Annotated in this window: 20 protein-coding genes; 10 read left to right on the top strand and 10 right to left on the bottom strand. The window is 41.3% G+C overall.

Annotated elements, in window-relative coordinates; all coding sequences use genetic code 11:
- Nucleotides 1-238 precede the first annotated feature (238 nt).
- From GXP67_RS05445 to GXP67_RS05435, 3 genes are all read left to right on the top strand, one after another.
- A complete protein-coding gene (locus GXP67_RS05445) occupies nt 239-964 on the top strand; it encodes a 3-keto-disaccharide hydrolase (RefSeq protein ID WP_162447808.1) in 726 nt (241 codons plus the stop codon).
- A gap of 91 nt (nt 965-1,055) precedes the next feature.
- The gene (locus GXP67_RS05440; protein ID WP_162442220.1) at nt 1,056-2,396 is read left to right on the top strand and encodes a Gfo/Idh/MocA family protein; all 1,341 of its coding nucleotides are present in this window, start codon (nt 1,056-1,058) and stop codon (nt 2,394-2,396) included.
- Nucleotides 2,397-2,516: 120 nt separating this feature from the next.
- Nucleotides 2,517-3,611 carry a DUF6807 domain-containing protein gene (locus GXP67_RS05435; protein WP_232064949.1) on the top strand — a complete coding sequence of 365 codons (1,095 nt, stop codon included), beginning with the start codon at nt 2,517-2,519 and terminating at the stop codon, nt 3,609-3,611.
- Between the two features lie 71 nt (nt 3,612-3,682).
- On the opposite strand, the gene GXP67_RS05430 is transcribed toward GXP67_RS05435, so the two are convergent.
- Nucleotides 3,683-4,873, bottom strand: a complete 1,191-nt coding sequence (locus GXP67_RS05430) for a lipase family protein (RefSeq protein ID WP_162442219.1) — start codon at nt 4,871-4,873, stop codon at nt 3,683-3,685.
- A gap of 144 nt (nt 4,874-5,017) precedes the next feature.
- On the bottom strand, nt 5,018-5,881 hold the full coding sequence (locus tag GXP67_RS05425) for an AraC family transcriptional regulator (protein WP_162442218.1): 864 nt from the start codon (nt 5,879-5,881) through the stop codon (nt 5,018-5,020).
- 102 nt (nt 5,882-5,983) lie between these two features.
- On the opposite strand from GXP67_RS05425, the gene GXP67_RS05420 reads away from it, so the two are divergent.
- The 3 genes from GXP67_RS05420 (at nt 5,984) to GXP67_RS05410 (ending at nt 8,700) form a co-directional block, all read left to right on the top strand.
- Entirely contained in the window at nt 5,984-6,397 is a 414-nt protein-coding gene (locus tag GXP67_RS05420; protein ID WP_162442217.1) for a Dabb family protein, read from the top strand.
- 65 nt (nt 6,398-6,462) lie between these two features.
- The gene (locus GXP67_RS05415) at nt 6,463-7,596 is read left to right on the top strand and encodes a Gfo/Idh/MocA family protein (protein WP_162442216.1); all 1,134 of its coding nucleotides are present in this window, start codon (nt 6,463-6,465) and stop codon (nt 7,594-7,596) included.
- Between the two features lie 123 nt (nt 7,597-7,719).
- The gene (locus GXP67_RS05410; RefSeq protein ID WP_162442215.1) at nt 7,720-8,700 is read left to right on the top strand and encodes a Kelch repeat-containing protein; all 981 of its coding nucleotides are present in this window, start codon (nt 7,720-7,722) and stop codon (nt 8,698-8,700) included.
- A 54-nt stretch (nt 8,701-8,754) separates the two neighbouring features.
- Here GXP67_RS05410 and GXP67_RS05405 read toward each other — a convergent pair whose 3' ends face one another.
- Nucleotides 8,755-12,324, bottom strand: a complete 3,570-nt coding sequence (locus GXP67_RS05405) for a PAS domain S-box protein (protein WP_162442214.1) — start codon at nt 12,322-12,324, stop codon at nt 8,755-8,757.
- 796 nt (nt 12,325-13,120) lie between these two features.
- Here GXP67_RS05405 and GXP67_RS05400 point away from each other — a divergent pair.
- Nucleotides 13,121-13,648 (top strand): outer membrane beta-barrel protein, encoded by a 528-nt coding sequence (locus GXP67_RS05400; RefSeq protein ID WP_162442213.1) that lies wholly within the window; start codon nt 13,121-13,123, stop codon nt 13,646-13,648.
- 89 nt (nt 13,649-13,737) lie between these two features.
- On the opposite strand, the gene GXP67_RS05395 is transcribed toward GXP67_RS05400, so the two are convergent.
- The 5 genes from GXP67_RS05395 to GXP67_RS05375 form a co-directional block, all read right to left on the bottom strand.
- Nucleotides 13,738-14,289: a TolC family protein gene (locus GXP67_RS05395; protein WP_232064948.1), complete on the bottom strand. Its 552-nt coding sequence runs from the start codon at nt 14,287-14,289 to the stop codon at nt 13,738-13,740.
- A gap of 65 nt (nt 14,290-14,354) precedes the next feature.
- Nucleotides 14,355-15,200, bottom strand: a complete 846-nt coding sequence (locus tag GXP67_RS05390; protein WP_162442212.1) for a TolC family protein — start codon at nt 15,198-15,200, stop codon at nt 14,355-14,357.
- A 350-nt stretch (nt 15,201-15,550) separates the two neighbouring features.
- Complete coding sequence (locus GXP67_RS05385) at nt 15,551-16,306, bottom strand: formylglycine-generating enzyme family protein (protein ID WP_162442211.1); 756 nt, start codon at nt 16,304-16,306, stop codon at nt 15,551-15,553.
- Nucleotides 16,307-16,388: 82 nt separating this feature from the next.
- Nucleotides 16,389-17,267 (bottom strand): DUF2911 domain-containing protein, encoded by an 879-nt coding sequence (locus GXP67_RS05380; protein WP_162442210.1) that lies wholly within the window; start codon nt 17,265-17,267, stop codon nt 16,389-16,391.
- 5 nt (nt 17,268-17,272) lie between these two features.
- On the bottom strand, nt 17,273-18,415 hold the full coding sequence (locus tag GXP67_RS05375) for a tetratricopeptide repeat-containing S1 family peptidase (RefSeq protein ID WP_162442209.1): 1,143 nt from the start codon (nt 18,413-18,415) through the stop codon (nt 17,273-17,275).
- Between the two features lie 157 nt (nt 18,416-18,572).
- On the opposite strand from GXP67_RS05375, the gene GXP67_RS05370 reads away from it, so the two are divergent.
- The 3 genes from GXP67_RS05370 to GXP67_RS05360 all read left to right on the top strand — a co-directional run bounded on the left by GXP67_RS05370 (nt 18,573) and on the right by GXP67_RS05360 (nt 22,438).
- Nucleotides 18,573-19,835, top strand: a complete 1,263-nt coding sequence (locus GXP67_RS05370) for a sensor histidine kinase (RefSeq protein ID WP_162442208.1) — start codon at nt 18,573-18,575, stop codon at nt 19,833-19,835.
- A 2-nt stretch (nt 19,836-19,837) separates the two neighbouring features.
- Entirely contained in the window at nt 19,838-20,551 is a 714-nt protein-coding gene (locus tag GXP67_RS05365) for a response regulator transcription factor (protein WP_162442207.1), read from the top strand.
- 306 nt (nt 20,552-20,857) lie between these two features.
- Complete coding sequence (locus GXP67_RS05360; protein WP_162442206.1) at nt 20,858-22,438, top strand: GAF domain-containing protein; 1,581 nt, start codon at nt 20,858-20,860, stop codon at nt 22,436-22,438.
- A gap of 107 nt (nt 22,439-22,545) precedes the next feature.
- On the opposite strand, the gene GXP67_RS05355 is transcribed toward GXP67_RS05360, so the two are convergent.
- Both GXP67_RS05355 and GXP67_RS05350 read right to left on the bottom strand, forming a co-directional pair.
- Entirely contained in the window at nt 22,546-23,973 is a 1,428-nt protein-coding gene (locus tag GXP67_RS05355) for a DUF4153 domain-containing protein (RefSeq protein ID WP_162442205.1), read from the bottom strand.
- A 619-nt stretch (nt 23,974-24,592) separates the two neighbouring features.
- On the bottom strand, nt 24,593-25,843 hold the full coding sequence (locus GXP67_RS05350; RefSeq protein WP_162442204.1) for a glycosyltransferase family 61 protein: 1,251 nt from the start codon (nt 25,841-25,843) through the stop codon (nt 24,593-24,595).
- Nucleotides 25,844-26,075 lie beyond the last annotated feature (232 nt).

Here is a 26,075-nt window from a genome sequence, read left to right as displayed (position 1 = left end):
TACAGGTACAAAACGACCATTTGTTACGCTAGTATATAGAAATACCGAATATTCACTAAACCCTTTCACCTAAACTATGCACCTCATTAATCCGGCCGGAAAACACCGTCGTATGCTCTGTCTGCTTTCTGTAGCCTTTATTAGTATTGTACTCAACACCTCGTGTGGGCAAAAATCAGATAGCAGCCAGGCAGTAGCCACTGATTTAGATACAGTAGTAACTGCCGAAAATACTACAATGGCACCTGAGTCTGCTCAAAACACAACTGCACAAATGAATATGTTAACAGAGGCAGAGAAAAATGAGGGCTGGAAACTATTATTTGATGGAAAAACGACCGATGGCTGGCGAGGCGCTTATAAACAAAGTTTTCCGGATAGCGGCTGGGTCGTGCAGGACGGCCTACTCAGTGTATTATCTTCGAACGGCGCAGAATCCAGGAATGGTGGCGATATTGTTACCACAGATGAATATGACAACTTCGACCTTTCATTTGAGTTTATGCTGAGTGAAGGGGCCAATAGTGGCGTAAAATATTATGTGGTAGAACATCAGCCCAAACCTGCCGGTTCTGCTTTCGGACTAGAATTCCAGGTGCTCGATGATGCCAAACATCCGGATGCTAAATTGGGGAAAAATGGAAACCGTACTATTGGCTCTTTATATGATCTGCTTCCTGCTGCCACAGACAAACAGGTAAACCCAATCGGAGAGTGGAATCAGGGACGGGTTCTGGTACAGGGAAATCATGTAGAACACTGGCTCAATGGAAAAAAAGTAGTAGAATATGAAAGAGGAAGCAAGGATTTCCGGGATCTGGTAGCCCAAAGCAAATATGCAGCGCCTGATTATAATAAAAACGGCCGGTTTGGCGAAGCACCTAAAGGCCATATCCTCATTCAGGATCATGGTGACAAGGTTTCCTACCGCAATATCAAAATCAAACCTTTATCTAAAACGTAGAAATATTACGAATTACTCATTAGGTTTCTTTACTCACCCTATCGCTCATTCGCTCAATCACTTATAATTATATCCTAAACTCATAAATCATATGGAAAATACAAATAACTCGCGCAGAGAATTTATTAAAAAGGCCACTTTTGGCACCGCCGGATTATCTTTTGCTATGAGTGCCAGCAGTTATGCCAAAATCCTGGGTGCTAACGACCGGGTACGTGTAGGAGTGGTGGGTTTCTCCGATCGGTTCAGAAGTTCTCTGGCGCCTTCTTTTATGGAACATTCAAAAGATATGAATTTTGAATTTGTCGCTGTTTCAGATATCTGGAACCGCCGCCGGGATGAATGCGAAGCCTTTATGAAAGAAAAAGGCTGGGTAAAAAAACTAGCCAAAGCCAGGAACAATGATGAATTGTATGGCATGAAAAATATAGACGCGGTGGTGGTAAGTACAGCTGATTTTCAGCATGCCTTGCATTGTGCCGAAGCTGTGAAAGCCGGTAAAGATGCCTATGTAGAAAAGCCTTTTGCCGAATCGATGGAGGATGCCAGAATAGCTTTAAAAGCGGTGGAAGAATCCGGAAAAATTGTACAGATTGGTTCCCAGCGCAGAAGTGCTCCTAATTATCATGCCGCATCTAAATATATAAAAGATGGGAAGTTTGGAGATATTACCATGGTTGAAATGACCTGGAATGTAAACCAGCCAGGGCGCTGGCGCAGGAAAGAACTTGTAGAACAGATCCGCAAGGAAGATACGGATTGGGACCGTTTTCTGATGAACCGGCCTAAGGTGGAATGGGACCCAAGAAAATACCTCGAATTCAGATTGTTCTATCCATATTCTTCCGGTATTCCTGGCCAGTGGATGTCGCATCAGATCGATACCGTACACTGGTTCTCCGGCTATGATCATCCCAGAAGTGTAGTGGCCAATGGCGGTATTTATATGTGGCGGGATGGCCGTGAAAATGCCGATACGTTAACTGCCGTGTTTGATTACGGCCCACAAGATGATAAAAACAAAGGTTTCCAGGTACTCTATTCTTCCAGAATGCATAATTCTGCTGGAGGTACCAAAGAATATTATTATTCCAATGGGGGCATGTTGAACCTGGATACCAATAAAGTAACTGCTGAAGGAGGGATGAAAGAAAAAGAAGCCACAGACATGGGCTTGCAAGCCAATCTGCTGGCAGACTTTTCAATTGCCGAACCGGTGAAAATGGAAACCGGGGCTAATACTGGTTCCGACCCAATGACCTCTATGCATATGCGCAACTGGATGGAATGTGTACGCAGCCGTCAGGAGCCTAATGCCCCTGCCAAAGCCGGATATAGCCATTCTATTGCTACTATTATGACTACCATGGCTTTACAAACTGGCAAACGGGTAACTTTTGATGATAAAAAACAGGATGTAGTGGTATCCTGATACTAAATTGTTAGTAGTTGTTCGTTACTAGTTATCAGAGGTGGTAGAATGTAAATCAGTAATTTTTACATTCTACCACCTGCGTAATATTAAACTTAAATGAGTGTAAAACCATCGCTGATGACTTATAAAAATCTAATATACAGGCTTTCGTTTACCCGGGGCTTTACATACTTTTCTATTCTATGTATCCTGTTTCTGCCACAATCGCAAATATTTGCCCAGGTGGGAAAAGTTAGAATGGAACCTGTAAAGCTGGTACACGATGAGCAACAGCAACGGGTAGATATTACCATTGGAGGCAAACCATTTACGTCTTATATTTATCCGACGACCATTAAAAAGCCTGTGCTGTACCCTGTGCTTACTTCCAGCGGAACGGCCATCACCCGTGGCTTTCCTCTGGAGCCCAGAGCCGGTGAACGCATTGATCATCCGCATCATGTAGGGTTATGGTTTAATTATGGAGATGTAAATGGCCTGGATTTCTGGAATAATTCGGACTCCATTGCTCCGGAAAAAAAGGATGGTTATGGTACTATTCAACACAAGAAGGTAAACAAAGTTAGCAGCGGAAAAGACAAAGGCGAGCTGGACGTAACCATGGACTGGATCACTCCTGATAGTACGCCCTTATTGAGAGAAGACACTAAATTTGTGTTCAGCGGAGATATCAATACCCGCATCATTGACCGGATTACTACTTTAACCGCCCTTGATAAAGAAGTTTTATTCAGAGACAATAAAGAGGGAATGATTGGTTTACGGGTGGCCCGCCAATTGGAGCAGCCTTCCAATAAGCCCGAGCTTTTTACAGATGCCAGCGGTAAAGTAACCAATGTACCTCGCATGGATAATGAAGGAGTGTCTGGTTTATACCGCAGCAGTGAGGGGACAGAGGGAGATGCCGTCTGGGGAACACGTGGGCAGTGGGTGAACCTGGCAGGCAGTATGGGCAGCGAGCCCATTTCAATCACTATGATGGACCATCCCAAAAATGTAGGCCATCCTACTTACTGGCATGCCAGAGGGTATGGTTTATTTGCTGCTAATAACTTAGGACAGAAAGCGCTGAGCGATGGCAAAGAGGAACTTAATTTTAAGCTGATGCCCAGTAAATCCGTCACTTTCCGGCATAGAGTGCTCATTCGTTCCGGCGAACCCTTAACAAATGAGCAACTAAAAGCTGCTTATCAGAAGTTTGCAGAAAGATAAGGATTACTAAACGTTTATAAATAAAAAACCCGAGCAAACCGCTCTGGTTTTTTTATGATATAGAAACCGTTTTACTGTTGACCAAAGCTGCTGAAAAACATAAAGGTTTCTAAAGTATAAGCAGCTACAGATGAAAAATGATTGCCGCCTTCTATTTTGCGCAAAGTAACCTGTATAGCTCCATTGGCAATCATGGCATCATAGGCTGTTTGTGAGTTGTAAAATGGCACAAAATCATCTGCCGTTCCATGAATCAAGTATACAGGCGCTTCTGGTTTCCAGTCGAAAATATTATTGTCTACAAAGGTTTTTAGCAGATCAGTATCTGAACCAGTAAGCACCGCTTTTTTGAAAGTATCAGTAAATAACTGCTGCGGATATTTGCTTACCTGGGCTTGTACCCCGAATTTTTGTACCTGGCCTGCATAGGGTTGATTTAAGTAATAACTAAAAGGCCTGTTAAGTTCATATACCGTATTGTAGGTTTGCAACACCCACAAATAACTATTGATGTATTCCAGCGGCCTATTGTTTTGCAGAATATCTTTCGCAAAAGCGGTTTTGTTATACGCCCCAGCCCCAGGCGCACTGGCTGTTACTGGTAATTCCTCCGCATAATTTTCTTGCAGGTGTTTGTGCAGGGCCATTGTTGCATAGCCCCCTTCCGAATAGCCAGCCAGGAAAAGCTGCTTATTCCATTGTACACTATTCTGCCTGAAAAACTCTTTGGCGGCCAGCAATAAGTCGGCAGAAGCATTGGCTAAACTGGAAGCATGTTCATAGGGATGAGCTAATTGCCTGGAAACACCATACCCAAGATAATCCGGAGCCGCCAGAATATAGCCAGAAGAGGCCATTACTGTTCCAAAGGTCCATACTTCACTGTTGGAGCCATAATATGAAGGCGCATTTTTATCATCGGTAATAGTGCCATGTTGCAGACTCAGTAAAGGAAAGGCTTGGTTTGCTACCGGCACTAATAAGGCACCTGATGCCTGAACTGGCTGCCCTTTGGTATCAGTGGTAGTATATACGAGCGAATACACCTTAACAGAATACTTGGTGAACAAGCCAATTTCTGCCCGGTTACCAATTCTGCTTTTAATCTGAGCTGGTGTATATTCACCTATAAATTTTGCACTGACAAGCCTGGTAACTTCCACCGCAGGCACTTCAGTTGATGGCTTTGCTGATACGTCTTCCTGCTTGCATCCGCCGGCACTCACTAACCCAACAATTAGTAAAATATTTAGAAGGAACATAGAAAACAGACGGGAACTCTTTATGAGAATTGCTTTAAGTAACATGAATAATACAGAATTAATTTAACAGTGTATATATTAAAATAACCCCTATTAAAGGTAAATAGTTTACTTAAGCAGGCCTTTTGCAGAATTCTTTATTGCTTAATTGAGCATAGATTTGCGGAAATCGCCGGGAGTGAGCTGGTAGTATTTTTTGAATATTTTGCTCAAATGGCTTTCATCCGAAAAGCCAAATTCAAAGGCAATCTGCGAAATACTGCGGTCGCTGTAGCGGAGTCTGGTTTCTACGAGTTTGAGTTTATAACGTAAAATGTACTGTTGCAACGATTCGCCGGTCTGCCGTTTGAAAAAAATACTCAGATAATTGGGGGAGTACTGGAAATGGGCAGAAAGATGTTCCATCCGGAGTTTTTCGGGAGAATGAATATGCTGATGTACATACAGTAGAATATCTTCCAATGCCTGAGAACGGATGTGGGAGGGAGGTTGCAGGTTCACGCTTAAACCCTGCTGTGCGATATTTCTGGCGAGTATACTCACAATAGCCCGCATCAGATAATCTACAATAGGTTCGGCAAACTGCTTTTTCCGGTTGTCATATTCATCCAGCAATACGGTGAGCAAATGATCGAGCCGTTTTTTTTCCGCTGCCTCTTTTACAATACTTCCATTCGACTGATAAGGACCATGAAACAGATATTCGATGGTTTGCTGCCAGTGTTTGTCTTTCCATTCCAGGGAGTGATTCTGAAAAAATAAGCCCGTAAAACGCAGATAACAAAACTGAGTAGTAGCTTGGATTTCAAAGGTATGATAATCTTCCGGTCCTAGTAAGAATACATCACCTGACTCGTAGGGAAACCGGTTTTCGTTGAGGCAATGAATTCCGCTTCCATGATGAATAAAAATGATCTCAAAATGATTGTGGTTATGAAGCGGATATGGCCACTCATCAAGTTCAAAGCGGTTAAAATTAAAGGTTTCGTATTGATTAAAGCGCTTCATAGAAAGGCAAAGTACAAAGAAATGATGAATTTTTACAAGAAAAACCTGGTGTTGCCCCTCTACCTTTATCCGGTTATATTCACTTAAGCATTTACTTAGTTTATGAAAAAAGTTTCCCGGAGAAGTTTTCTTGAAAAATCGTCGATGGTACTGGCCAGTGCTGCGGCTATTACTGCCATACCTGCTTCTGCTCAGGCAGCGCAAGCCCCTTCCATGTTTGTACACCATGTGTATTTCTGGCTGAAGAATCCTTCCAGCAAACCAGACCATGCCAAATTATTAAAAGGTTTACAATCGCTTACTTCCATCGAAGCTATTAAAACTTCACACATTGGGGTACCGGCAGATACCAACCGCCCGGTGATTGAAAAATCCTATCAGTTCTCTCTATTACTCATTTTCAATAACCGTCAGGACCAGGATACTTATCAAACCCATCCGACTCACCTCAAATTTGTAGAAGACTGTTCCAATTTGTGGACAAAAGTGATTGTCTACGATTCTGTAAATGCATAATGGAGGCATATTCTTTGCCCAAAATAGCTGCCTTAAATTTGTAAACGACATTTTATACAACACCTATGAAGAAGCTGAAATTATTCGAAACTGAATCAACATCCTCCCGGCGTTCTTTCCTGCGTAATGCCGGTGCAATGGCTTTTGCAGCACCAGCCCTTTCGTGGTTATCGCAACCTGCTTTTGCAGAAAATAGCTTGCAAGGTGGCAAGCCTTTAGGTATTGCTCTTGTTGGACTTGGCTATTACAGCACCCATCAACTGGCACCTGCCTTGCAGAAAACCAAATTCTGTAAGCTTACCGGTGCAGTAACTGGTACGCCGGCCAAAGCGGCTGAATGGGAAAAAAAGTTTAATCTTCCCAAGAAGAATATATACGATTACAAAACTTACGACCGCATTGCCGATAATCCGGACATTGATGTTGTGTATGTGGTATTGCCCAATGCCATGCATGCCGAGTATACCATCCGGGCTCTGGAAGCCGGCAAACATGTGATCTGTGAAAAACCAATGGCTGTTTCAGTAAAAGAATGCCAGCAGATGATTGATGCAGCCAAAAAAGCCAATAAGCAACTGGCCATCGGATACCGGCTGCACTCTACGCCCCAGCATCAGGAAGTGATGCGGTTTGCCCGTGAAAAAACCTTTGGCGCCATTAAAGTGGTAGAAACCAGTGATGGCTTCCGTATTGGAGACCCCAGCCAGTGGCGGCTGAAAAAATCTCTGGCTGGCGGTGGTTCTATGATGGATATTGGGATTTATGCCCTGAATGCTAGTCGTTATGTAACTGGCGAAGAACCTGTATCTGTGTTTGCGCAGGAATTTAAAACCGATCCGGTTAAATTTAAGGAAGTAGACGAAACCATTCTCTGGCAACTCAAATTTCCCAGTGGTGCAGTAGCCACCTCCACCAGTACCTATGCTGCCGGTGTAGAACGTCTGTATGCCACCTGCGAAAATGGCTGGTATGAAATGGGTCCTTGTTATGGCTATGGCCCGATTAAATTCCGGACCAGCAAAGGCGAAGTAAATCTGCCACAATTGACTCACCAGGCTGCTCAGATGGATGATTTTGCCCAGTCAGTGATGAGTAATAAACCATCTATTGTTCCGGGCGAAGAAGGACTGAAAGATCTAAAAGTAATTGAAGCTATTTACAAATCCATTGAAACCGGCAAAGTTGTAACGATATCATAAAAATTACGAAACCTGCCGGGGTTTCAACGCTGGCAGGTTTTCATACCTGACCTATATTCAATATGCATTCAATTTTATATGTTAGTGGATATATACTTTTATAATCACCTGCTTTACTGAACCATGAAAAAGACCATTATACTTACTTTTATTATAACCTGTGCTTCCTTGCCGCTGTATCAATTCTCGTGGAAGCAACCTCTGGCTGCCTGGAAAACCATTACCCCAGCCGCTGAGAACCGCAGCGAAAATGCATTTGCCAGGGTAGGCGACCAGTTCTTTTTATTTGGAGGCCGCAAAAAACAAACGGTAGAAATATACGATGCAAAAGCCGGCACCTGGAAAAAAGGGGCAAATGTACCTATGGAAATGCATCATTTTCAAGCCATCGATTACAAAGGGGAAGTGTATGTCTTAGGCGCCTTTACCGGCGATTATCCGCATGAGACACCCATTCCCGCGATACAGATTTATAACCCGAAAACAGACAAATGGCGCGAAGGTGCCCAGATTCCGGAAGGCCGCAGAAGAGGAGCTGCCGGTGTAGCCGTGTATAAAGATAAAATATACCTGGTGTGTGGCATTACTGATGGACACTGGGACGGACATGTAACCTGGGTAGATGAATATGATCCGAAAACGGATAGCTGGAAAGTATTGCCGGATGCGCCCAGAGGAAGAGACCATTTTCAGGCAGCCATTGTAGGCGATCAGATGCTGGTAGCCGGAGGCAGGCGATCTACAGCCAAAATTAACCAGGTACTCAACCTCACCATTGGAGAAGTAGATGTATATGATTTCAAAAAAGGAACATGGACTACTTTACCAGCTGAAAAAAATATTCCTACCCAGCGGGCAGGTTGTACATCGGTGACTATAGGCAACCAGGTAATCGTGATTGGCGGCGAAAGTCCGCAGAAGCTGGCGCACAACCAGACGGAGGCATTTAATATGAAAACAAATACCTGGGAAACACTTCCTAGTTTGCAAACCGGCCGACATGGAACGCAGGCAGTGGTATATAAGAACAAAGTATATATTGCAGCAGGTTCTGCTAACCAGGGAGGTGGCCCGGAAATAAATTCTATGGAAGTGCTGGAATAGATTTGTAGATAGTAGTCACTGGTTAGTAGGGTAAAGATGAATTTGTTCTATACTTTACTGACCAATGACACCTGGCTTTTTCTGTATCAGATTAGGCAGTGTGATGGTGAAGGTTGTGCCTTGCCCTATTTCACTTTCTATATGAATACTGCCGCCCATTCTTTCAATAGTTTGTTTGACAATGTACAGACCTAATCCTGAACCATCGGCTTTTTCAGTTGCCCGGAAAAACATATCGAAAATCTTAGGCTGATATTGTTTATCTATCCCTAAACCATTGTCTTTAATTTCAATAATGCCTTCTTTTTGGGTGATGCTAATGTTAAAGTGCACAAAGTTTTCCTGCTGAAGCAGGTTCATATACTTGATGGCATTAGAAATAAAGTTTTTCAGAATAATATCAATACGGAATACATCGCTCCAGAATTCTGCTGGTCCCTGAATAAGAATATGTACCTGCAGCCGGTCAGAATGCGGCATATATTTGAGCTGGTCAAAGGAATCGAGAATGATACTTTGGAAGTCGACCCGATTAATCTGAACCTGCGAATTGAGTATTTTGGAATGGCTGAGGATTGAATGAATAAACTGGTCTGATTTAATGACCCGGTTTTCGATCAGATCAATATAATGCCGGATCGTATTCGGGTCTGTTTCTATTTTAATCAGGTTGACCAGGCCCATAATGGAAGTCAGAGGGGCTCTCAGGTCATGGGAAACTTTATAGACATAATTGTCAAGTTCGTGATTGCGCTTTTTTAGTTCTTCCAGGGCACTTCTTAATTTTTCCTCTGCTTCCCGGCGTTCAGTTATATCTTCAACCGTGCCTACATGCCCGATATGTTCCCCTGTGTCGGAAAGTACCGGATTAGTAGTACCCCTTACCCAGCGAATATTGCCGTTTTTATGGACAAAGCGGTATTCACTTACGGTTGATAATCCTGATTGTGCGTTATTTTTCCATTCTTCAACTATTCTTTCTACATCATCCTGGTGTATAAAACCGGCCCATCCATCGCCCAGGCTCTCTTCGAACGTGTAACCGGCAATCTCCTGCAGCCTTGGGTTAGTCCAGGTGCAAAATCCATCGGGAGTGGTAGTTAATATACCCACTGGCGATTGAATGGTGAGTGTACGGAATTTTTCTTCACTTTCCAGGATGGCTTTCTCAGAGGCTTTTCTTTCGTTAATGTTGCGCAAATAAATGGAAAGCCCTTCTTCAAATGGATATATATGTGCTTCAAACCAGAGTTGGAGTGGCGGTGAATATCCTTCAAAATGTACATCTGTATGCTGACTTAAGGCCAGGTGGCACTGCTCAAAAAAATCAGCGCCAAGCGCATCTGAAAATATATTCCACATATTCTTCTGCAGCAATTCCGACCGGTTCATTTTAGTCATAATTTCGGCTTCCTTATTAAAATAGGTAAAGCACCAATTATGGTCTACGGTGAACATGGCATCTGTTACACTTTCGAGAATATTAATACTTCGCTGGGCATAGCGCAACAAATCTGCCTGGGCTTGTTTTCGGCTGGTAATATCTGCAATACGCACCAATTGATATTGTGATTCTACGATGTTGATATATTTTACCTTTATTGCGCCCCAGAATTCATTTCCTTTCAGAGAAATATATTCTATTTCACTGCTCCATTCGCCCTCGCGGAGGATTGTTTCAACCTTATCCTGCATATGCTGTTCGGTAAAAGGATGTTTGTGAAAGCTAGGGCCAAATTTGCCTTTTAATTCCTCTTCCGAATCTGCTTCGAAAAATTCTATGGCTTTGTTATTACATTTGATAATTTTCCCGCTTTCCGATTCTACCAGAAATAATGCATCCGTAGATTCATTAAAAATAATTTCCAGCATCGTCTCCCGCTCCAGTAGCTGCTGTTCAGCTTGTTTTCGCTCGGTAATGTCATGTATAATGGCAAATAAGCCCATGTTTTTTCCAAAAAGATCGGTCATCTGCTGAACAACCATTTCTGCAAACAATTTTTTGCCATTATATAGTGTCTGGCGCACTTCAAACTTGCAATAGCCTTTCTGGGCAAGCGAAGTAGCCATATGCTGCTCATCCTCCGGGTGCAGCCATTCAAAAGTATAGGCCGTAGAAAGAGGTTTTTCCAATACATCAGCTGCAGATAAGCCATATTGCCGTTCGGCGCTTTCGCTCCAGTAATTGATATTATATTGCTGGTCTACGCCTACAATGGCATCGTTTACCCTGGATAAGATCAAACTATTAAATTGTAGTCTTTCTTCTGCCTGTTTGCGTTCTGTAATATCTCTAGCAAAAGCAAAATTGTATTCCTTGCCATTATACTGAAAATAATTTACACTTACTTCCGTGGGCCGGATGGTGCCATCTTTGGTCCGGTGAGCCGACTCAAAGATCATATTTTTTTTCTCCCGCAGTTCCTGCCAGTGTTCAGGCCACACTTCTTCGGAATAATTTGGGTCAGTATCGGCTACTTTCATGCGGAGCATTTCCTCTTCCGTATAGCCCAGCAACAAACAAGCGGTTTTGTTCACTCGCAAAATACTTGCATCCGGGCCAATCCAAAACACAGAGTCAGAGGCATGATCGATGGAGAACTGGGCAAGCCTGGCGGCTTCTTCCGAAAGTTTTAGCTGGGTAATATCCCTTCCAAAACCATATACCAGATTTTCGGAAGGGAAGGGAACATAATTCCAGGAGACCCACCGGTAGTTTCCATCTTTACAGAGGTACCTCGTTTCAAAATCGATGGTAACATCTGCTTCCTGCTTATGCTGGCTCAGAATAGCCAGGGTTTTGTTTACATCCTCCGGGTGAATAAAATCGTAGATGAAGTTTCCTTCCGTTTCCTTCACTGGAAAGCCCAGAATGTATTCCCAGGCAAAATTGGCCCGGATGATTTTGCCCTCATAATCGATTATTGTGAGAATATCGATGGAATAGTTAAAGAAATTATCTCTTTCTTTTTCAACCTGCTTGCGCTGGCTTATATCCCTGGAGGCCGTATGGAGGCCATATATTTCATTGTTTTCGTTGCGGAGTGCTTCTGTAACAGTTTCGAGCCATACATAATGACCCTTTTTGTGACGGAAACGGTATTCTACAATAGTATCTGCTAATCCCTGCCTGGTTTTATTATGGGAGGTAACCCTGATTTTCTCAATGTCCTCCGGATGAAAATAATCATAAGGATTTTTACCCAGCAATTCTTCCGGTTCGTAACCCACCAGGTTTTTAGAAGAAGGCGTAACATAGGTATAAATGCCCTCTAAGTCATGCAGACAGATCATATCGCGCATGCTTTCAGAAATCAGGCGGTATTGCGCCTCACTGGTAGCTATTTTTTCATTTAACTCAAGCGTATGTTCCAGGGATTGCCGCAGTTCTTCTTCGATGGCATTCATTTCTTCATTCCTATTCGATTGTTCTTCAGGCCCGGATGGCAGATTGGTCAGGTACGCCTGTTGAGAGGACTCAGGTGTTGGAGCACCTATCTGCTTTTGCAGCAGTTGGGTTTGTGTCTTTTGTATAAGTAACTCTTGCTGAAGAAGTTGATTTTCCTGATGTAGACGCTTGATTTCGGCAGTTAATAATTCCAGCGTTAGCTGTTTTTGCGGCATAAAAAGTGGATAGAAGCTATCAGATTAAATTCCTCTGGTTGTTAGATAGTCTGGTATGTTAGTTTTCAAATGTAATAAAAAACTATCAGGTAAAAAATATAAGCATTTACGGCAAAGCCCCGTGATGGTAAAGAAAGTAATTATGTCGCTTTTATAGGCGATAGGTTGTTAATAATATTTTTGCTCTTATTAATTAATGTCATGGTAACCAATCCATTAACACTGATGTTCAAACCATAGAAGATTCCTTGTTTTGAATGGAAGTAATTGTTAACAAGCCTTCAAATGAGTTTAGTGATAAATGTTACTTGCATAGAGAAATTATACAGTAAAATAATCCATAAAGAGTGTACAAATTATGATAAGTCAATCAACTGCCAGGAAATTGTAAGCTATTGTTTCATAATTGTATTACGTAAATGAGTTTTTATTTTTTATTGCAACTAATTTCTAATAGTAGGATTCATAGGAACCGCAGAAATAGCTACTGATTACGCTGATTATGAGATAGGTATTTTTGAGGATTGATATTTCTGGATCTGATTTTACTTCTTCTTTTATATTACAGTAGTTGTTCTACAATATATAACTGTAACCCTTCTCCAGCGATAAATACTGTAAATCCTACATTGAAACAAGCCTGCGTTTTCTGCTCAATAAGGCCAGTACCATTTATTTTTTTCTATTTCACTTCCATTAGTAATATTACTAAATAAGTTTAATGAAAAAAATTATGCGAAAATTTACAAAATTTAGTTTAATGGTTGCCCTTTTTGTTTTTTCAGCGGCCTCATCTATGTTCGCTCAATCTTTTGAAAAGGGAAATGTAATTATTACGGCCGGGTATGGTTTTGGTAATCTGAGCAAAGCTTTGTTTAAAACCTATTCCAATAATACCGGGTATAAATCTTCAAGTATAGGTCCTGCCTTCGGAAAAGTTGAATTTGCGGTTTCAGATAAAGTAGGAATTGGGCTTAATTTCGCCCATATCGGGGTAGATGCCAATTATAAAATGGATGATAATTATGAGGGAAATATTAACTTTAAAAACACAAGTGTATTAGGCCGTATCAACCTTCACTTTGCCAACAGCGAAAAATTCGATGCATATTGGGGCGCAGGTTTAGGCTACCGATTTGGCGGGTGGAAACATACCGATAATGATCCTAACACAGTGAGCGATGGTGAAATTCCTACTATGATTCCTTTCGGATTTGAGACAACAGTAGGGGTTAGGTATTTCTTTATCAAGAATTTAGGTGTATATGCTGAGCTTGGTATTGCTAAAGCGCCTATTCAGTTTGGCTTAAGTGCTAAATTCTAATCATAGATAGCAGAGTAAAATAAAAAGGGGCTGATTTATATCAGCCCCTTTTTATTTGGTTGGAATAAGTGCATATAGGTAAGCAAAAATTAATTGCCAGGAGCATAGCGGATGGGTTGTTTGTTTTCAAAATCATATAATGTAAAGAGCCGGAGTGTATAGTAGCCGAGCCAGAACGATCGCAGGGCAGCTACATAATCCTGTTTAGCGCGGTCTTTTTCCTGCAAGGCAATATTGAGGTCGGTAATGCCAATTTTGCCAATCACATAGCGGTTTTTGGTAATATCATAGCGTTTCTGGGCAATCTCATCCGATTTAATGCCAATGGCCAGCTGGTCTCTTACCAGGTTAAACTGATTGGCTTGCAGGGAAACCTGCTGTTCGAAATTAAGTTTTTCCTGCGATATTACTGTTTCAGTTAGGTCTTTATTAGCAGTAGCCGTTTGTACCAGTGCTTTGTTTTTTCCCCAGGTCATAATTGGAATATTGAATCCTACCCTGACTCTTTGCTGGTCTTGTGGGTTTACGTATAAATCCGGGACAGCAGTAGCACTTTTTACCAGGCCAAATTCTGCAAATATGTCCACATTTAAGCCTGTATTTCCCCTGGCTCTGGCCACTTCTTGCTGGGCTTCCAGCAAACGGCGCTGAAAACTGATTGTATTTTGTCGGTTTTTGCGGGCTTCATCTAAAGCAAGTGTGGCATCTACGTCAAACTGGGGGTAGTTGTTGGTTCTACTAATGTAATCGTTTCAGTTTCTGACATGCCTAAATAAGTTTTCAGACGAAGTGCTGAGGTTTCCTTATCAAGGCTCGATTTGGTAACGGCCTGACCTGCATTCATTAAGCTGAGTTCGAGTTGCAAAAGGTCATTTTCGGCTATTTTACCCAGTTCATAGCGGCCCTGGGCTATTTTAAATAGTGTATCTGTATTCGACTGGTTTTTTCGGGCAATATCGTAACTGATCTGGGCAAGTAGTAAATCAAAAAACAGATTTGTGGCCGTTACCGAAATGAATTCCATGTCTTCATTGAACTTGCGGAGCGATTCCTCATAAAGCAGGGGAGAGATGCGGGTTTCCCACTTATAAGGATTAAACCTGAAAATAGGCTGATTAAACCCGAAAATGGCTGGACTTGCCTGGTAGGTAGTAGAAGAAGGAGAGATCAGGTCTATGCGGCTGAGGTCCGATGACAAATAGATCGTTCCACCAGTCGGACCAATATTCTGCTCCAGAAATAACCCCAGGCTGGATACGGCCAAACTCCGGCGCCGGAATGCTTCACTTCCATCTGGCTGTATAACCGGGCTGATGGTCCGGTTTAATTCTGGCAGGGTTCCTCTCAGCACAAGTTGAGGTAAAAAGTTGGCTCGAAAGCTACGGTAGCGCCAGTAACTGGAATTGAGAGAAGTGGTAGCTTGTTTGTAAGCAGGCGACTGCTTCTGGGCCATGTCAATCACTTGTGGCAGGGTAAGTGTTCGCTGACCAAAAGCAAGGCAAGAATAAATAACAAGGAAGAATACGAATGAAAATCGTTTGAGGTGGAACATCTGGCGTGGTTGAAGTTAATAATTCAAAACAGAAATGGTCGTATACTAGTAAATCTGATAGGAATAAAAGAAGTTTTAATATAAAATTTATTATTCAGATCCGCCGCATACTTATGACTTTTTAACATTTCAACCCTTACACATAACGTATCAATATCTCAAAATAATACTTCTGCAAAGTATAAAAAATATCCTATGTCAAGCACACTTTGATGTGACATAAGAGAAATAAAAAATGCTGCTTGAAATTATATTGATTAAGAATAATTATAACGTATCAGCAAAGAATCAACGTGATACCATTTAAATACTTACAATCCATCCGAATACATACTACTCATAATATCATACTAATATACCTTCACAGTCCGGGCAACCCGAAAGCCAATATTATGGCTGGTGTATTCTGGGACCAGCCGGTAGCGGTACGACGAACGGTTGAGTTGTGGATCTGCATCCATTGCTCCACCTTTCAGAACTTTTAGATTGCCTGTTTCCGGTCCTTTGGGAGATGAAACCGGAGATTGCGAGAAATAATCTTCCCCGTAAAAATCATAACACCATTCCCAGACGTTGCCATATACATCATACAGTCCGGAAGCATTCGGTTTTTTCAGTCCTGTAGCTTTGGTCTCATTTTTCGAATTACTGGCATGCCAGGCATACTCACTTACTTGAGCGGCAGGTATTTCTTTCGAGGTTTTGCCACTGGCTAATTCCCATTCGGCTTCGGTAGGCAATCGGTATCCATCAGCTTCAAAATTGCACTGGTAGCCTAAAAAAGCATCCATCGTATAACAAGGTTTCAGCCCTTCCATTTCTGAGAGTTTATTGCAAAACCTGATTGCATCAAACCAGGAAACTCTTTCTACTGGCTTGCTGGCACTTTTATTTTTACTAGGATTATAGCCCATCACTTTTTCGAATTGTGCCTGTGTTACTTCAATTGTGCCAATTTCAAATGCTCCGGTGGATACTACATGTAGCGGATATTCATTGGCTTCTCCTTTCACAGGCATAGGTTTTCCCATTGAAAATGTATCAGCCTGGATACGTACCATTTTAATGAGTGGTGGTTGCGGAGCAGAATATCGGAAAGTGGCCACGAACAGGATTGTAATGCAAAAAAGTAGTTTCATAAACGCACTTATCTAAATTCCAGAGTACATGAGGTCCTCTACAAAATTTTTAACGGCCATCCATCTTATTCTTTAGCTCAGTGATGTGGTTTTCCAGCGTAGCGATTTCCAGAGGTATATCATAATTATGCTTTTTGCCAAATTTGCGAATGTACCCAATACCAGCTTTAGCCGCCTCAATCGCTTCCGGATACTTGCCCAGCTTATCTAAAATCTGCATTTTACGGTAGTAACTGGATACTTCTCCATTATTCCGGATGGCCAGTTCGGCAAATTGTAAAGCTTGCTGCAAACCTTTATTATTCATGATATAATAATCGGCAGCCCCTTCATATACATTGCCATTATCCGATTTGCCCTCGATCAATTGCTGATGAATAGAAGCCATAATCCTTTCGTCGGTACCAGTGAAGACTGGAAAATGAATCTGGGTGTTTTCCCAGGATAGATAGAACTGGGCATTGTTATTTACAATATCTATATCAATGGTGAAGGTTTCATAAAAACGTCCGGGTTTCTGTGGTACCAATGTAAAACGGACTACGTCTTTTTTTTCATCATAATCGTAGGCACCATACAAAGTAGTATCTGTATTGAAAATAACGGTCCACTCGGTGGCATTGGGAACAGTAAATAGGGAATAGGATCCGGCTTTAACAGGCGTGTTATGAATCGTTACATCCTCACTAAAACTGATTCTGGTACATTTGCCGGCACCAGTGCGCCAGATTTTCCCGAAAGGCACCAGCCCATCCATAATTTTACGCTCACGGACAGCCGGCCGTTCGTATTCTACGGTAATATCCATAAATCCTACTTTTTGCTTGAGGTAAGCCGGCGGACTCAGATTTGGAAAATCAATTTGTGCCTGCACAATTGAACTGGCTAATTGCAGTACAAGCAGAAAACAAATAGTATAAATTTTCATATGCTCTATTTTGCAGAAAGAGTGTTGATCGCTTCCTGTGCAGTTTTGTCTTCCGGATAAAGTTTGACGGATTGCTGATAAGCTTTTATGGCTTTTATTGAATTTCCTGCTGCTACATAGGCATTTCCCAGCAAGTTATACGTTTCAAAATACCAGGGGAAATCGGCTATGCTTAATTGAAATGCCTCAATTGCATCTTTAGGGTGGTTTAGCAATAACAGATGCTGCCCTAACTTGTTGAGCGAGGGAGATTCCAGATCATATTTTAAACGGCTCTCATGACTAGCGTAATGGCGGCGATACTCTTTAACTGCCGCTTTCATTCCTTTACTCAAAATAATTGGGAGCAATAGTTCCTGGGCAGAAATCAAAGGCGTATTTAGATTTTTGTCCTGGTCAAGTGCTTTTTGTAAATAATGAGTGGAGATAGCATATATAGCTGGTTTGCCTGTTTTTCTACTGACAGAACTGCCTCCCAGAATACCAATCAGGTAGCCGTTTTCATCCACAATAGGCGAACCGCTGGCGCCCCCCACTTTGAAGGTTGAATCTATATCAATAATAATTCTGGTTCCCATGGCTTCAATCACTCTGGTTTCAATCGTTATAGATGATTTTTCTTCATACGGGCTGGCAAAAATGTATATTTTTTCTCCCGGGTTTACTTTAGAGTACCTGGGTTTGAGAGGCTGAATAGCAGGAGAGTGGTAGCTGGTCGAAAAAACGAGCCAGTCTCTTTGTGTAATGGTGGATGCTGGTCCCTGCAATACTTCACTGGTATCTGCATTCAGTAAGCGGTCAATTACTACCGAGTCAGCCAGATTGTTCTTAGGATGCATCAGCCATTTCTGAAGTGAATTGCCCATGTCTACCCGGTTCATAGCTTTAGTTTTGGCTATCCACAACACATGTTTAGCGGTTACCGCCAGGGTATCTGTTCCAGTGTCGATCAAAAATCCGGTAGCAGCATATTCAAAAGAGGAATGTACATAGCGTTCTCCATTCTGATACCATACTTCATTAATAAGTGCAATGGGTTTCCATTTTTCTTTGGGTTGCATGATCCAGGCTTCTTTTTGCTGTGAAAAGGCAGTAAACCCATTGAATAGTATCAAACAGAGAATGCACCCCGACACAAGTTTGGTCATAATTCAGATTATCATTTTAACAAACATAACTGATCCGGATATGCCCCTTAGTTAATGTGCTGTAAAAGAATGTTAATGAAATGTAAAACTCCATTTTCTTAGCCTGGAAATACTTACCTTAGTTGTATCGAATCCGGAAAAGATTTGCCCTATGCTTATGAAAAGGAAATCCTTACAACTCATGGTAGCGCTGGCTGCCTTTTCCCTGGCCGGTTTACTGGTAATTCAGGGAATATGGTTTAAAAGGGCGTTTGACGTAGAAGAAAAGCAATTTGCCGAGAAAGCCAATATTGCGCTCCGGACGGTTTCGCATCAGATTCTCTTGCAGGAAAAAGATGCTTCTACAGCTATTGCACCAGTTATACAACAAGCGTCCAACCGTTTTTATGTACCACTGAACAGGCCGGTACAATACCGTTTGCTCGATTCTCTGGTGAGGACACAACTAGCCATTCAGCACCTGAATACAGAATACCAACTGGCGGTATATGAGGCAAAAAATAATCTCTTAGTTCTGGGGAATTATACCGCCGGCAACACAGTAAAAGCAGATACGGCCTGTATCGACCGGGCTCAGGCACCCGAACCCATTAATTTTAGTGTCACTTTTCCGGCCAAAACCACCTATCTGGCGAGTAGTATGGGAATCTGGTTTTTTACGGCCTTTACTTTTCTGGTGGTGCTGGTGGTATTTTCATTTATGGCGATCCGGATGCTGAAAGAAAAGCGGCTTTCGGAAATGAAAACAGATTTTATGAACCACATGACCCATGAGCTGAAAACGCCGGTTACTAATCTGTCGATTGCCAGCGAAGTGCTTCAAAAACAGCATGGCAAATTAGATCCACAGAAAATAAGCAGGTATGCCTCCATTATTTTTCAGGAAACCCAGCGGCTGCAACTACAAGTAGACCGGGTATTGCAAATAGCAGCTCTTGAAAGTGGACAGATTAAGCTTAACAGGCAGGAAATAGACATTAACCAACTGCTAGGCAGCATCACCGAAACTGCCAGCGAAAAAATAAAAAAGCGCAATGGGCATATACAGATGCACCTGGAAGCACGAAACGCTGTTATCCAGGCAGATGCGCTGCATGTGAGCAATATGTTGTATAATTTACTCGATAATGCGGATAAATATTCCCTGCAAGAGCCAGAGATAACGGTAAGTACCTATAACAAAGAAAATGGCCTCATTATCGCCATCACAGATAAAGGAATAGGCATGAGCAAGCAAACACAGCACCTGATTTTTGATAAATTTTACAGGGCAACGCAGGGAGATATACAGCAGGTAGGTGGATTTGGCCTGGGATTGAGTTATGTAGCCCAGATTGTAAAAGCCCACCAGGGAACCATTCAGGTGAAAAGTGTACCCAATGCAGGGAGTACGTTTGAAGTATTTTTCCAGTGTGCCTAACGATGATTCATAAGACACATTCTGAAAAACTCCGCATATTGCTGGTAGAAGATGATCCCAGCATGGGATACCTGTTGCAGGATAACCTGGAAATGGCCGGCTACGAGGTAGATTTATATGCCGATGGCCAGCTTGCGCTAAATGCGTACCTCACTACGCAGTATCATATGGGGGTATTTGACGTGATGCTCCCGCAGAAAGACGGCTTCAGTCTGGCTATAGAGATACGCAGGCTCGATCAAAAATTACCCATCATTTTCCTTACCGCCAGGTCTATGAAAGAAGACCGTATCAGGGGTTTCAAAATTGGAGCCGATGATTATATTACAAAACCGTTCAGCATTGAAGAATTTATTCTCCGCCTGGAAGCCATTTTTAAACGTGTCTATGACAAACCTTCTCAAGCCGATAAACAAGCTTTGTTGCAATTCGGGAATTGCCTGCTTGATAGTACTAACCAGACCTTACAAGTAAGAGATCAGCTTATTCAACTCACACAAAAAGAAGCCAGGTTACTTCAGATATTCGCCGTACGGCCCAATCAGTTGATCGCCAGAGACATTATTCAGAAGGCTATCTGGGAAGATGACGGATATTTTGTCGGCAGAAGTATGGATGTGTTTATTTCCAGGCTCAGAAAGATGTTAAAAGCAGATGTGCATTTGAAAATTGTAAATGTGCATGGAACGGGCTATAAACTGGAAGTGTCGAATTGATAAAAAGTATACACTTGAAAAACAACTATAACTGAAAAGCGATAATTATCCTAGCTGCAACTGCCGATTCATATTTTGTACATAGCCTTAAGTACAATGCATATTTTATTGAAAGTTAATTAAACAGGTAGTGTAATAGTAAAAGTAATAGATTTCCGATTTAAAAACAGAGAAGCATTTCTTACATATGTGCTTTCCATGCCTATTCTCTTCCTTTCCCAGAATACCCATTTTCATACTTTTAATGTGATATAGAGTAGCGTATCTGCTATTCTTTAGCACATTATCTGATTTTTTAGCCTTTTTATGAACATCATTCATCGAATTAAAGATAATATAGTCGTCTTTTCCGCTTTTTTAATTATTCTGCTGGTTACCGGCAATGCTGGCTTAATATTTTATAACCAACGCATTGCTGAAAGAATGGCTGCTATTAAATCTCAGACTGATCAGGCTAAAAAGCTGAATAGTCTTATCTGGGATGATATCATCCGGAATTTTGATATAGGACTGCGCGGTTTTGCGCTCACCAAAGATGAAGCCTTACTAAGTCCGTATAAAGAAGCTATTGTAAAATATCCCGGGTACTTTAAAAGTCTGGATTCATTGTTAACTGTGCAGAATTATCCCCACAAAAATGAAGTAGCTTCTATCGGGACTGCCTATGACGAATATGTAAAAGTAAGTGACCAGATGGTAGAACTAGCCAGGCAAGACAGTATGAGTCTGTTTACTCTGGAATTGAAAAAAGACAGAGGCAAAGACATATGGATGCTTTATGACAAGTCTACCCGGAAACTGGCTGCTTTTGAAGATCAGCTTTACATGATTGCTGTTACAGACTACCAGGACTCAAATATCCGGACCGCCTACCTGCAGGTGCTGTTGATACTTATTGTTCTTCCTACGCTGTTGTTTATGATCGTACGTATCCGCAGAGATGCCAGGGAACGCAGGCAGTTATTTAAAGAACTGGAAGAAAATAACCATGCTTACCTGTTTAATCCAGGCCATTTATCACAGGTTTTCACAGAAAGAGAAGTGATAAACAATTCCATCATCAACTTTAAAAAAGCAGCCGGTTTTATTAATCACATGTCTAAGGGCAACTATCAGGTGGAATGGGAGGGATTAACTGAAGCTAATGGTTCCTTGAACCAGACAAATCTGGCTGGGGAACTGGTGCAGATGCGTGAAAAAATGATACACTTAAAGCAGGAGGATGAGAAGCGGTTATGGAGCACCGAAGGAGTAGCTCGTTTTTCCGAGATTGTACGTTCTCACCAGCACCATTTGCAGGAACTCTGCGAACAGATCGTAATATTTGCTGTTAAGTATTTAAAAGCGCAGCAAGCGGGATTATTTCTGCTGCGGGAAGATGACGAGCAGGCATATCTGGAACTCATGGCATGTTATGCGTTTAACCGGAAAAAATATGTAACAAAACGAGTATTGCCGGGTGAAGGTCTGGTTGGCCAGGCGTACCGGGAAGGCGATACCATTCTGCTTACAGAAGTGCCTCAGGATTATACGGCAATTACTTCCGGATTAGGCGATGCTACCCCTACCTGTATATTGCTGGTGCCTATGCAGTACAATGGCCAGGTACAGGCTGTTATTGAGTTAGCATCCTTTGAAAAATTTGAGCCTTATCAAGTGGAGTGGCTGGAAAAGGTAGGAGAAATTACAGCTTCCACGTTAGTATCTGTAAAGAATAGTGAACGCAATCATCACCTGTTGGAACAGTTTAAACAACAAACAGAACAGATGCGGGCACAGGAAGAGGAATTGCGGCAAAATATGGAAGAGATAGAGGCTACCCAGGAAGAAATGCACCGCAAGGAAAAAGAGCTTGAAAAAAGGCAGTCAGAGCTTTCGCAGGGCTAGCTTTTTGTCCGGCTGGAGATGCTTTGTGAGTTAGTTATTCATCCCACCATTCTTTATCATTCTGCAAACAGCTACGTAAATTTAAGGTAGCTGTTTGCAGAAATTATTTATTTTAATGCCTGGGCTAAGCGCATATCATCGTAATTCCAGGATTGCCATTCTGTTTCACGATGTCTGTTTAAAAATAGTGCCTTTTTTCTGCTAATCTCGACCTGCTGGTCTCTTGTTAATTTTTCCGGAGAACCCTGCAAGAATACCATCAACTGATCAGTATTGGAATCCGGTAATGTTATCAGATAATTGATGTCCACATCTTGTAGCTTATTTACATGCGAAAGGTTATGATCTGTAATGATCCGGTTCCAGTTAACGAATGTAGCCACAACAAACACCGCATAAAATGCCCAGCTGGTTTTCCGGAAGATAAACCAGTTATTTTTACAGACGTAGATTTTAATATACGTAATACATAAGCCTATTACGGTGAGCAATAAATATATAAAAACCCCGATGCGTTTATGTGTAAGACCATATTGTGATACATACAGGCTGGTTTTGATGGCAGCTGCTACCACCAGAAAGAAATTCTGAATAATCCATCCATATGCCAGAACTTTAAGAGGCCGGTTGTTCTGATAAAAATTTAGATTTCCTCTGAAAAAGTATAGAATAACTGAAATGGCCAGTATAATAGAAAAGATCAATGAATATATCCCCTGATGTACATATTCCGAATAGATCACACCTTCCGGTAAAGTCCTGGCAATGAGCAAATAGTAAGCATCCGTCAGATTTACAAATAATACAAGCCCATTTAATAAAGCAAACGAAAGCCAGCTTAACTGGTATTCCGTTTTTAAGGCTGGAAGTTTAAATATCCGCCTCATCCGGCTTCTTTTCCGGCTCAATCCATCTGGTGTGGACAAATCCTGATTGACTATCTCTTCTATGGCGATTGGGTAAAAGAAACTAAACAAAAGAACGAATCCCAGAAAAGTGAATAGAATCCAGGCCCCGGATGGCCATCCATCCAGCATTCTATCGGTAATAGCGGCAAACGCCGGGTTAGCAATTCGGTAGATAAAGAAAAATACAACCGTAAGGGCAGGAGGAACCATCAGTTTCAGAGAAAAAGCCGAACTAACCCAGGAACGGGAAGTTTCAACTCTTCCAGGCTTTATAGACTCAATGACTGAAAATATCAACGAACCAATCAGAGAATATACTGCATTAAAAGCTGATACTAATAAAGACGAGTTTGGATACAAACGTATTCCTGCCAGTACAACCAGAGAGAAAATATGGGCTATAAAGGCTATACTGCTATTATGCCAGACCAGATTGATGGAAGTAATAAGTGAACAAATAGCTACCCAAAGCCAGGTTTTTTCCTGCCGCAGCGCCGGCTGAATCACTAACTGACAACCTATCAGCAGAAGGTTAAAAATAAGCACATTAAGGGCTGCATATTGCTGATAAAATAAATAACTGTATGCAAGCACTGCTACTAGTAGAAGAATGTTATCTTTTTTCATTTGAGAAAGTTGTTATAAAAAAGTACTCTGAATTAAGAAATGTAAATATGCACTTAGAACTTTTTGTTGGGCAATTGTATATCTATACTATTTAAAAGTACTTTGTAATTCAAAGTTAAAAGATAATTTTTCATTTACTTTAAATCATTACAAATTTATTTTCATGAGATTGGCACTTATTGCTGAATATATTTTTGTGGTTTCAGGTTGATAACTAATATACATGGCTTGGATAAACAATGGATCAACTTTATCAAGTTTGATAGGAATAGCATCGTACACCTGCCAGATGGAAGATAATATAAAGGCTTGTCTGTTTTTAATTTTCCACCTATAATCATCGCAAGGTGATCCAGATATTGCTTGGTTGAGCTGGCTATTTGTGCATATACTTATAGCTAATAGAAAACAAAACTTAACAATTTTCCATGAGCATCAGTAAGATTGATTGATTAACAGGATTGGATGCTGCATTTACCTGACAATGTCCGCTGTTATTCCGGTTATGGATGAGGTAATCTGAAAATAATAAAGCCCAGAAAGTAGCTCTGAGCTTTGTATAAAAGTATATTCGGTGACTGATAACCGGAGTTCAGGTATCAAGTAGTATAGCTGAAATTTAAGGATGCGGAATAGCCAGCGATGTAAGCTTGCCTACTCTCTGCATAACTGCAAAAAGCTGCTTGCTTACTTCTTCTACATCCACAACCATATTCTGATTCATTGCTTCTACCATTGAAGCTGGAGTATTATCAGAAGCAGCCTTACAGATCATATAGGTATAATCTATACCTGATTTTTTAGAGATGACCTGGTAGGTAGGTTTTATATAGCCGGGAGCAAATAATTCAATCAAGGCAGTTCCTTCCTTGCAGAAAGCCAGGTTAGCTAAGCCTGCCCCATGAGCAGCCACAATTACTTTGGCATTCGAAAATAATTTCACTTGCTCTGCAAACGGCAACTGGCTTAACAGATACGATTTAAAGCCCTTCTTTTCAAGCATAGCCATCAGTTGCCCTTCATTGGTAATCTGACGTATACTGGAATCTCCTCTGCGGATATATACCAATGGAGGATAATCTGCCTCCTGGGTTGCCAAATCTGTTACAAAGTATTTATGGTGAGCTTTGCATACCCAGTTTGGCGTAATTCCTTTGTGACGCACAGGTGAAGTAATGAGTAAAGTATCAGCCTGCAGGTGTATATACTCGCTGCACTCAATAATTTTGTTAAGATCTATACCCAGGATTCGTAAAGACTCTTTATGGTATTTGTGTTTTAAAACAGGCATTAAAAACCAGTCTACTGTATTAAGAAGTCCACTTTCCTTTAAGATATATAACCTGGGTAAGGCATCATACAACCAGTGAAAAATATTACTACTGGCTACGTCGCCGGAAAGCATGGAGAATACAGTACCCTTGTACCGTTTGGGAGTAAGAAAGAGTTTTTGCCGTAAAATATCATGCTCATAAATAGGAGCAGCCACATTAGAGCGCACATATTGATAAGATATTTCCCCAATGAGTTTATTATTTTTCGAAATAACTGATATATCTACGCCCAGCATATTTTGCTGCAATCTTCCCTGAGGAATTTTTACAATAAAAGCAGCCGGAATAGAGGCCACCAGCTCAGGTTCCAACCCTGTTGTACACAATTTATAATAAGGATCGTTGAATTCTATGTCAGGAGTTGATCTGGGAAATGCTTCTGTATAGGTAGCCTCTTCTGAAGCAAGCAGGCTATTCTCATCATTTACCGACCAGTAAAATCCATTAGGGCGGTAATAGGTTTGATAGGGAATAATTTTAGTACTTACGTCGAATATTTTTTTGTAAATTTTTTTTAAATAAATCTTTGTATTCATAAGAAATATTTGATCAATAAAGAGCGTGTCTGATAAATTCAGTTATCAGCTGAAAAGTAATTAGAACATTCAGGTAAGTTTAAGGCTGGTTGGGATGTATATCGCAGGCAAATAACTTATGTTTTCACAAAAATCATTCCCAAGAAAGGGATAATCATAAGATCATACAAATAAATTAGGGGCATTATCATACTCCGAATATTGTCTGTTACAGCTACAAATTAGAACCTGA

Origin of the sequence: Rhodocytophaga rosea (assembly GCF_010119975.1) — a bacterium.
Classification (GTDB): Bacteria; Bacteroidota; Bacteroidia; order Cytophagales; family 172606-1; genus Rhodocytophaga; species Rhodocytophaga rosea.
The sequence above is the reverse complement of the archived record's forward strand: the minus strand, read 5'-3'. Positions and strand labels throughout refer to the sequence as shown.

Excerpts from the sequence above, each read along its gene's own strand:
- GXP67_RS05445 (WP_162447808.1), top strand. The coding sequence starts at position 239 with ATGGCACCTGAGTCTGCTCAAAACACAACTGCACAAATGAATATGTTA.
- GXP67_RS05440 (WP_162442220.1), top strand. The coding sequence starts at position 1,056 with ATGGAAAATACAAATAACTCGCGCAGAGAATTTATTAAAAAGGCCACT.
- GXP67_RS05435 (WP_232064949.1), top strand. The coding sequence starts at position 2,517 with ATGACTTATAAAAATCTAATATACAGGCTTTCGTTTACCCGGGGCTTT.
- GXP67_RS05430 (WP_162442219.1), bottom strand. The coding sequence starts at position 4,873 with ATGTTCCTTCTAAATATTTTACTAATTGTTGGGTTAGTGAGTGCCGGC.
- GXP67_RS05425 (WP_162442218.1), bottom strand. The coding sequence starts at position 5,881 with ATGAAGCGCTTTAATCAATACGAAACCTTTAATTTTAACCGCTTTGAA.
- GXP67_RS05420 (WP_162442217.1), top strand. The coding sequence starts at position 5,984 with ATGAAAAAAGTTTCCCGGAGAAGTTTTCTTGAAAAATCGTCGATGGTA.
- GXP67_RS05415 (WP_162442216.1), top strand. The coding sequence starts at position 6,463 with ATGAAGAAGCTGAAATTATTCGAAACTGAATCAACATCCTCCCGGCGT.
- GXP67_RS05410 (WP_162442215.1), top strand. The coding sequence starts at position 7,720 with ATGAAAAAGACCATTATACTTACTTTTATTATAACCTGTGCTTCCTTG.
- GXP67_RS05405 (WP_162442214.1), bottom strand. The coding sequence starts at position 12,324 with ATGCCGCAAAAACAGCTAACGCTGGAATTATTAACTGCCGAAATCAAG.
- GXP67_RS05400 (WP_162442213.1), top strand. The coding sequence starts at position 13,121 with ATGTTCGCTCAATCTTTTGAAAAGGGAAATGTAATTATTACGGCCGGG.
- GXP67_RS05390 (WP_162442212.1), bottom strand. The coding sequence starts at position 15,200 with ATGTTCCACCTCAAACGATTTTCATTCGTATTCTTCCTTGTTATTTAT.
- GXP67_RS05380 (WP_162442210.1), bottom strand. The coding sequence starts at position 17,267 with ATGAAAATTTATACTATTTGTTTTCTGCTTGTACTGCAATTAGCCAGT.
- GXP67_RS05375 (WP_162442209.1), bottom strand. The coding sequence starts at position 18,415 with ATGACCAAACTTGTGTCGGGGTGCATTCTCTGTTTGATACTATTCAAT.
- GXP67_RS05370 (WP_162442208.1), top strand. The coding sequence starts at position 18,573 with ATGAAAAGGAAATCCTTACAACTCATGGTAGCGCTGGCTGCCTTTTCC.
- GXP67_RS05365 (WP_162442207.1), top strand. The coding sequence starts at position 19,838 with ATGATTCATAAGACACATTCTGAAAAACTCCGCATATTGCTGGTAGAA.
- GXP67_RS05360 (WP_162442206.1), top strand. The coding sequence starts at position 20,858 with ATGAACATCATTCATCGAATTAAAGATAATATAGTCGTCTTTTCCGCT.
- GXP67_RS05355 (WP_162442205.1), bottom strand. The coding sequence starts at position 23,973 with ATGAAAAAAGATAACATTCTTCTACTAGTAGCAGTGCTTGCATACAGT.
- GXP67_RS05350 (WP_162442204.1), bottom strand. The coding sequence starts at position 25,843 with ATGAATACAAAGATTTATTTAAAAAAAATTTACAAAAAAATATTCGAC.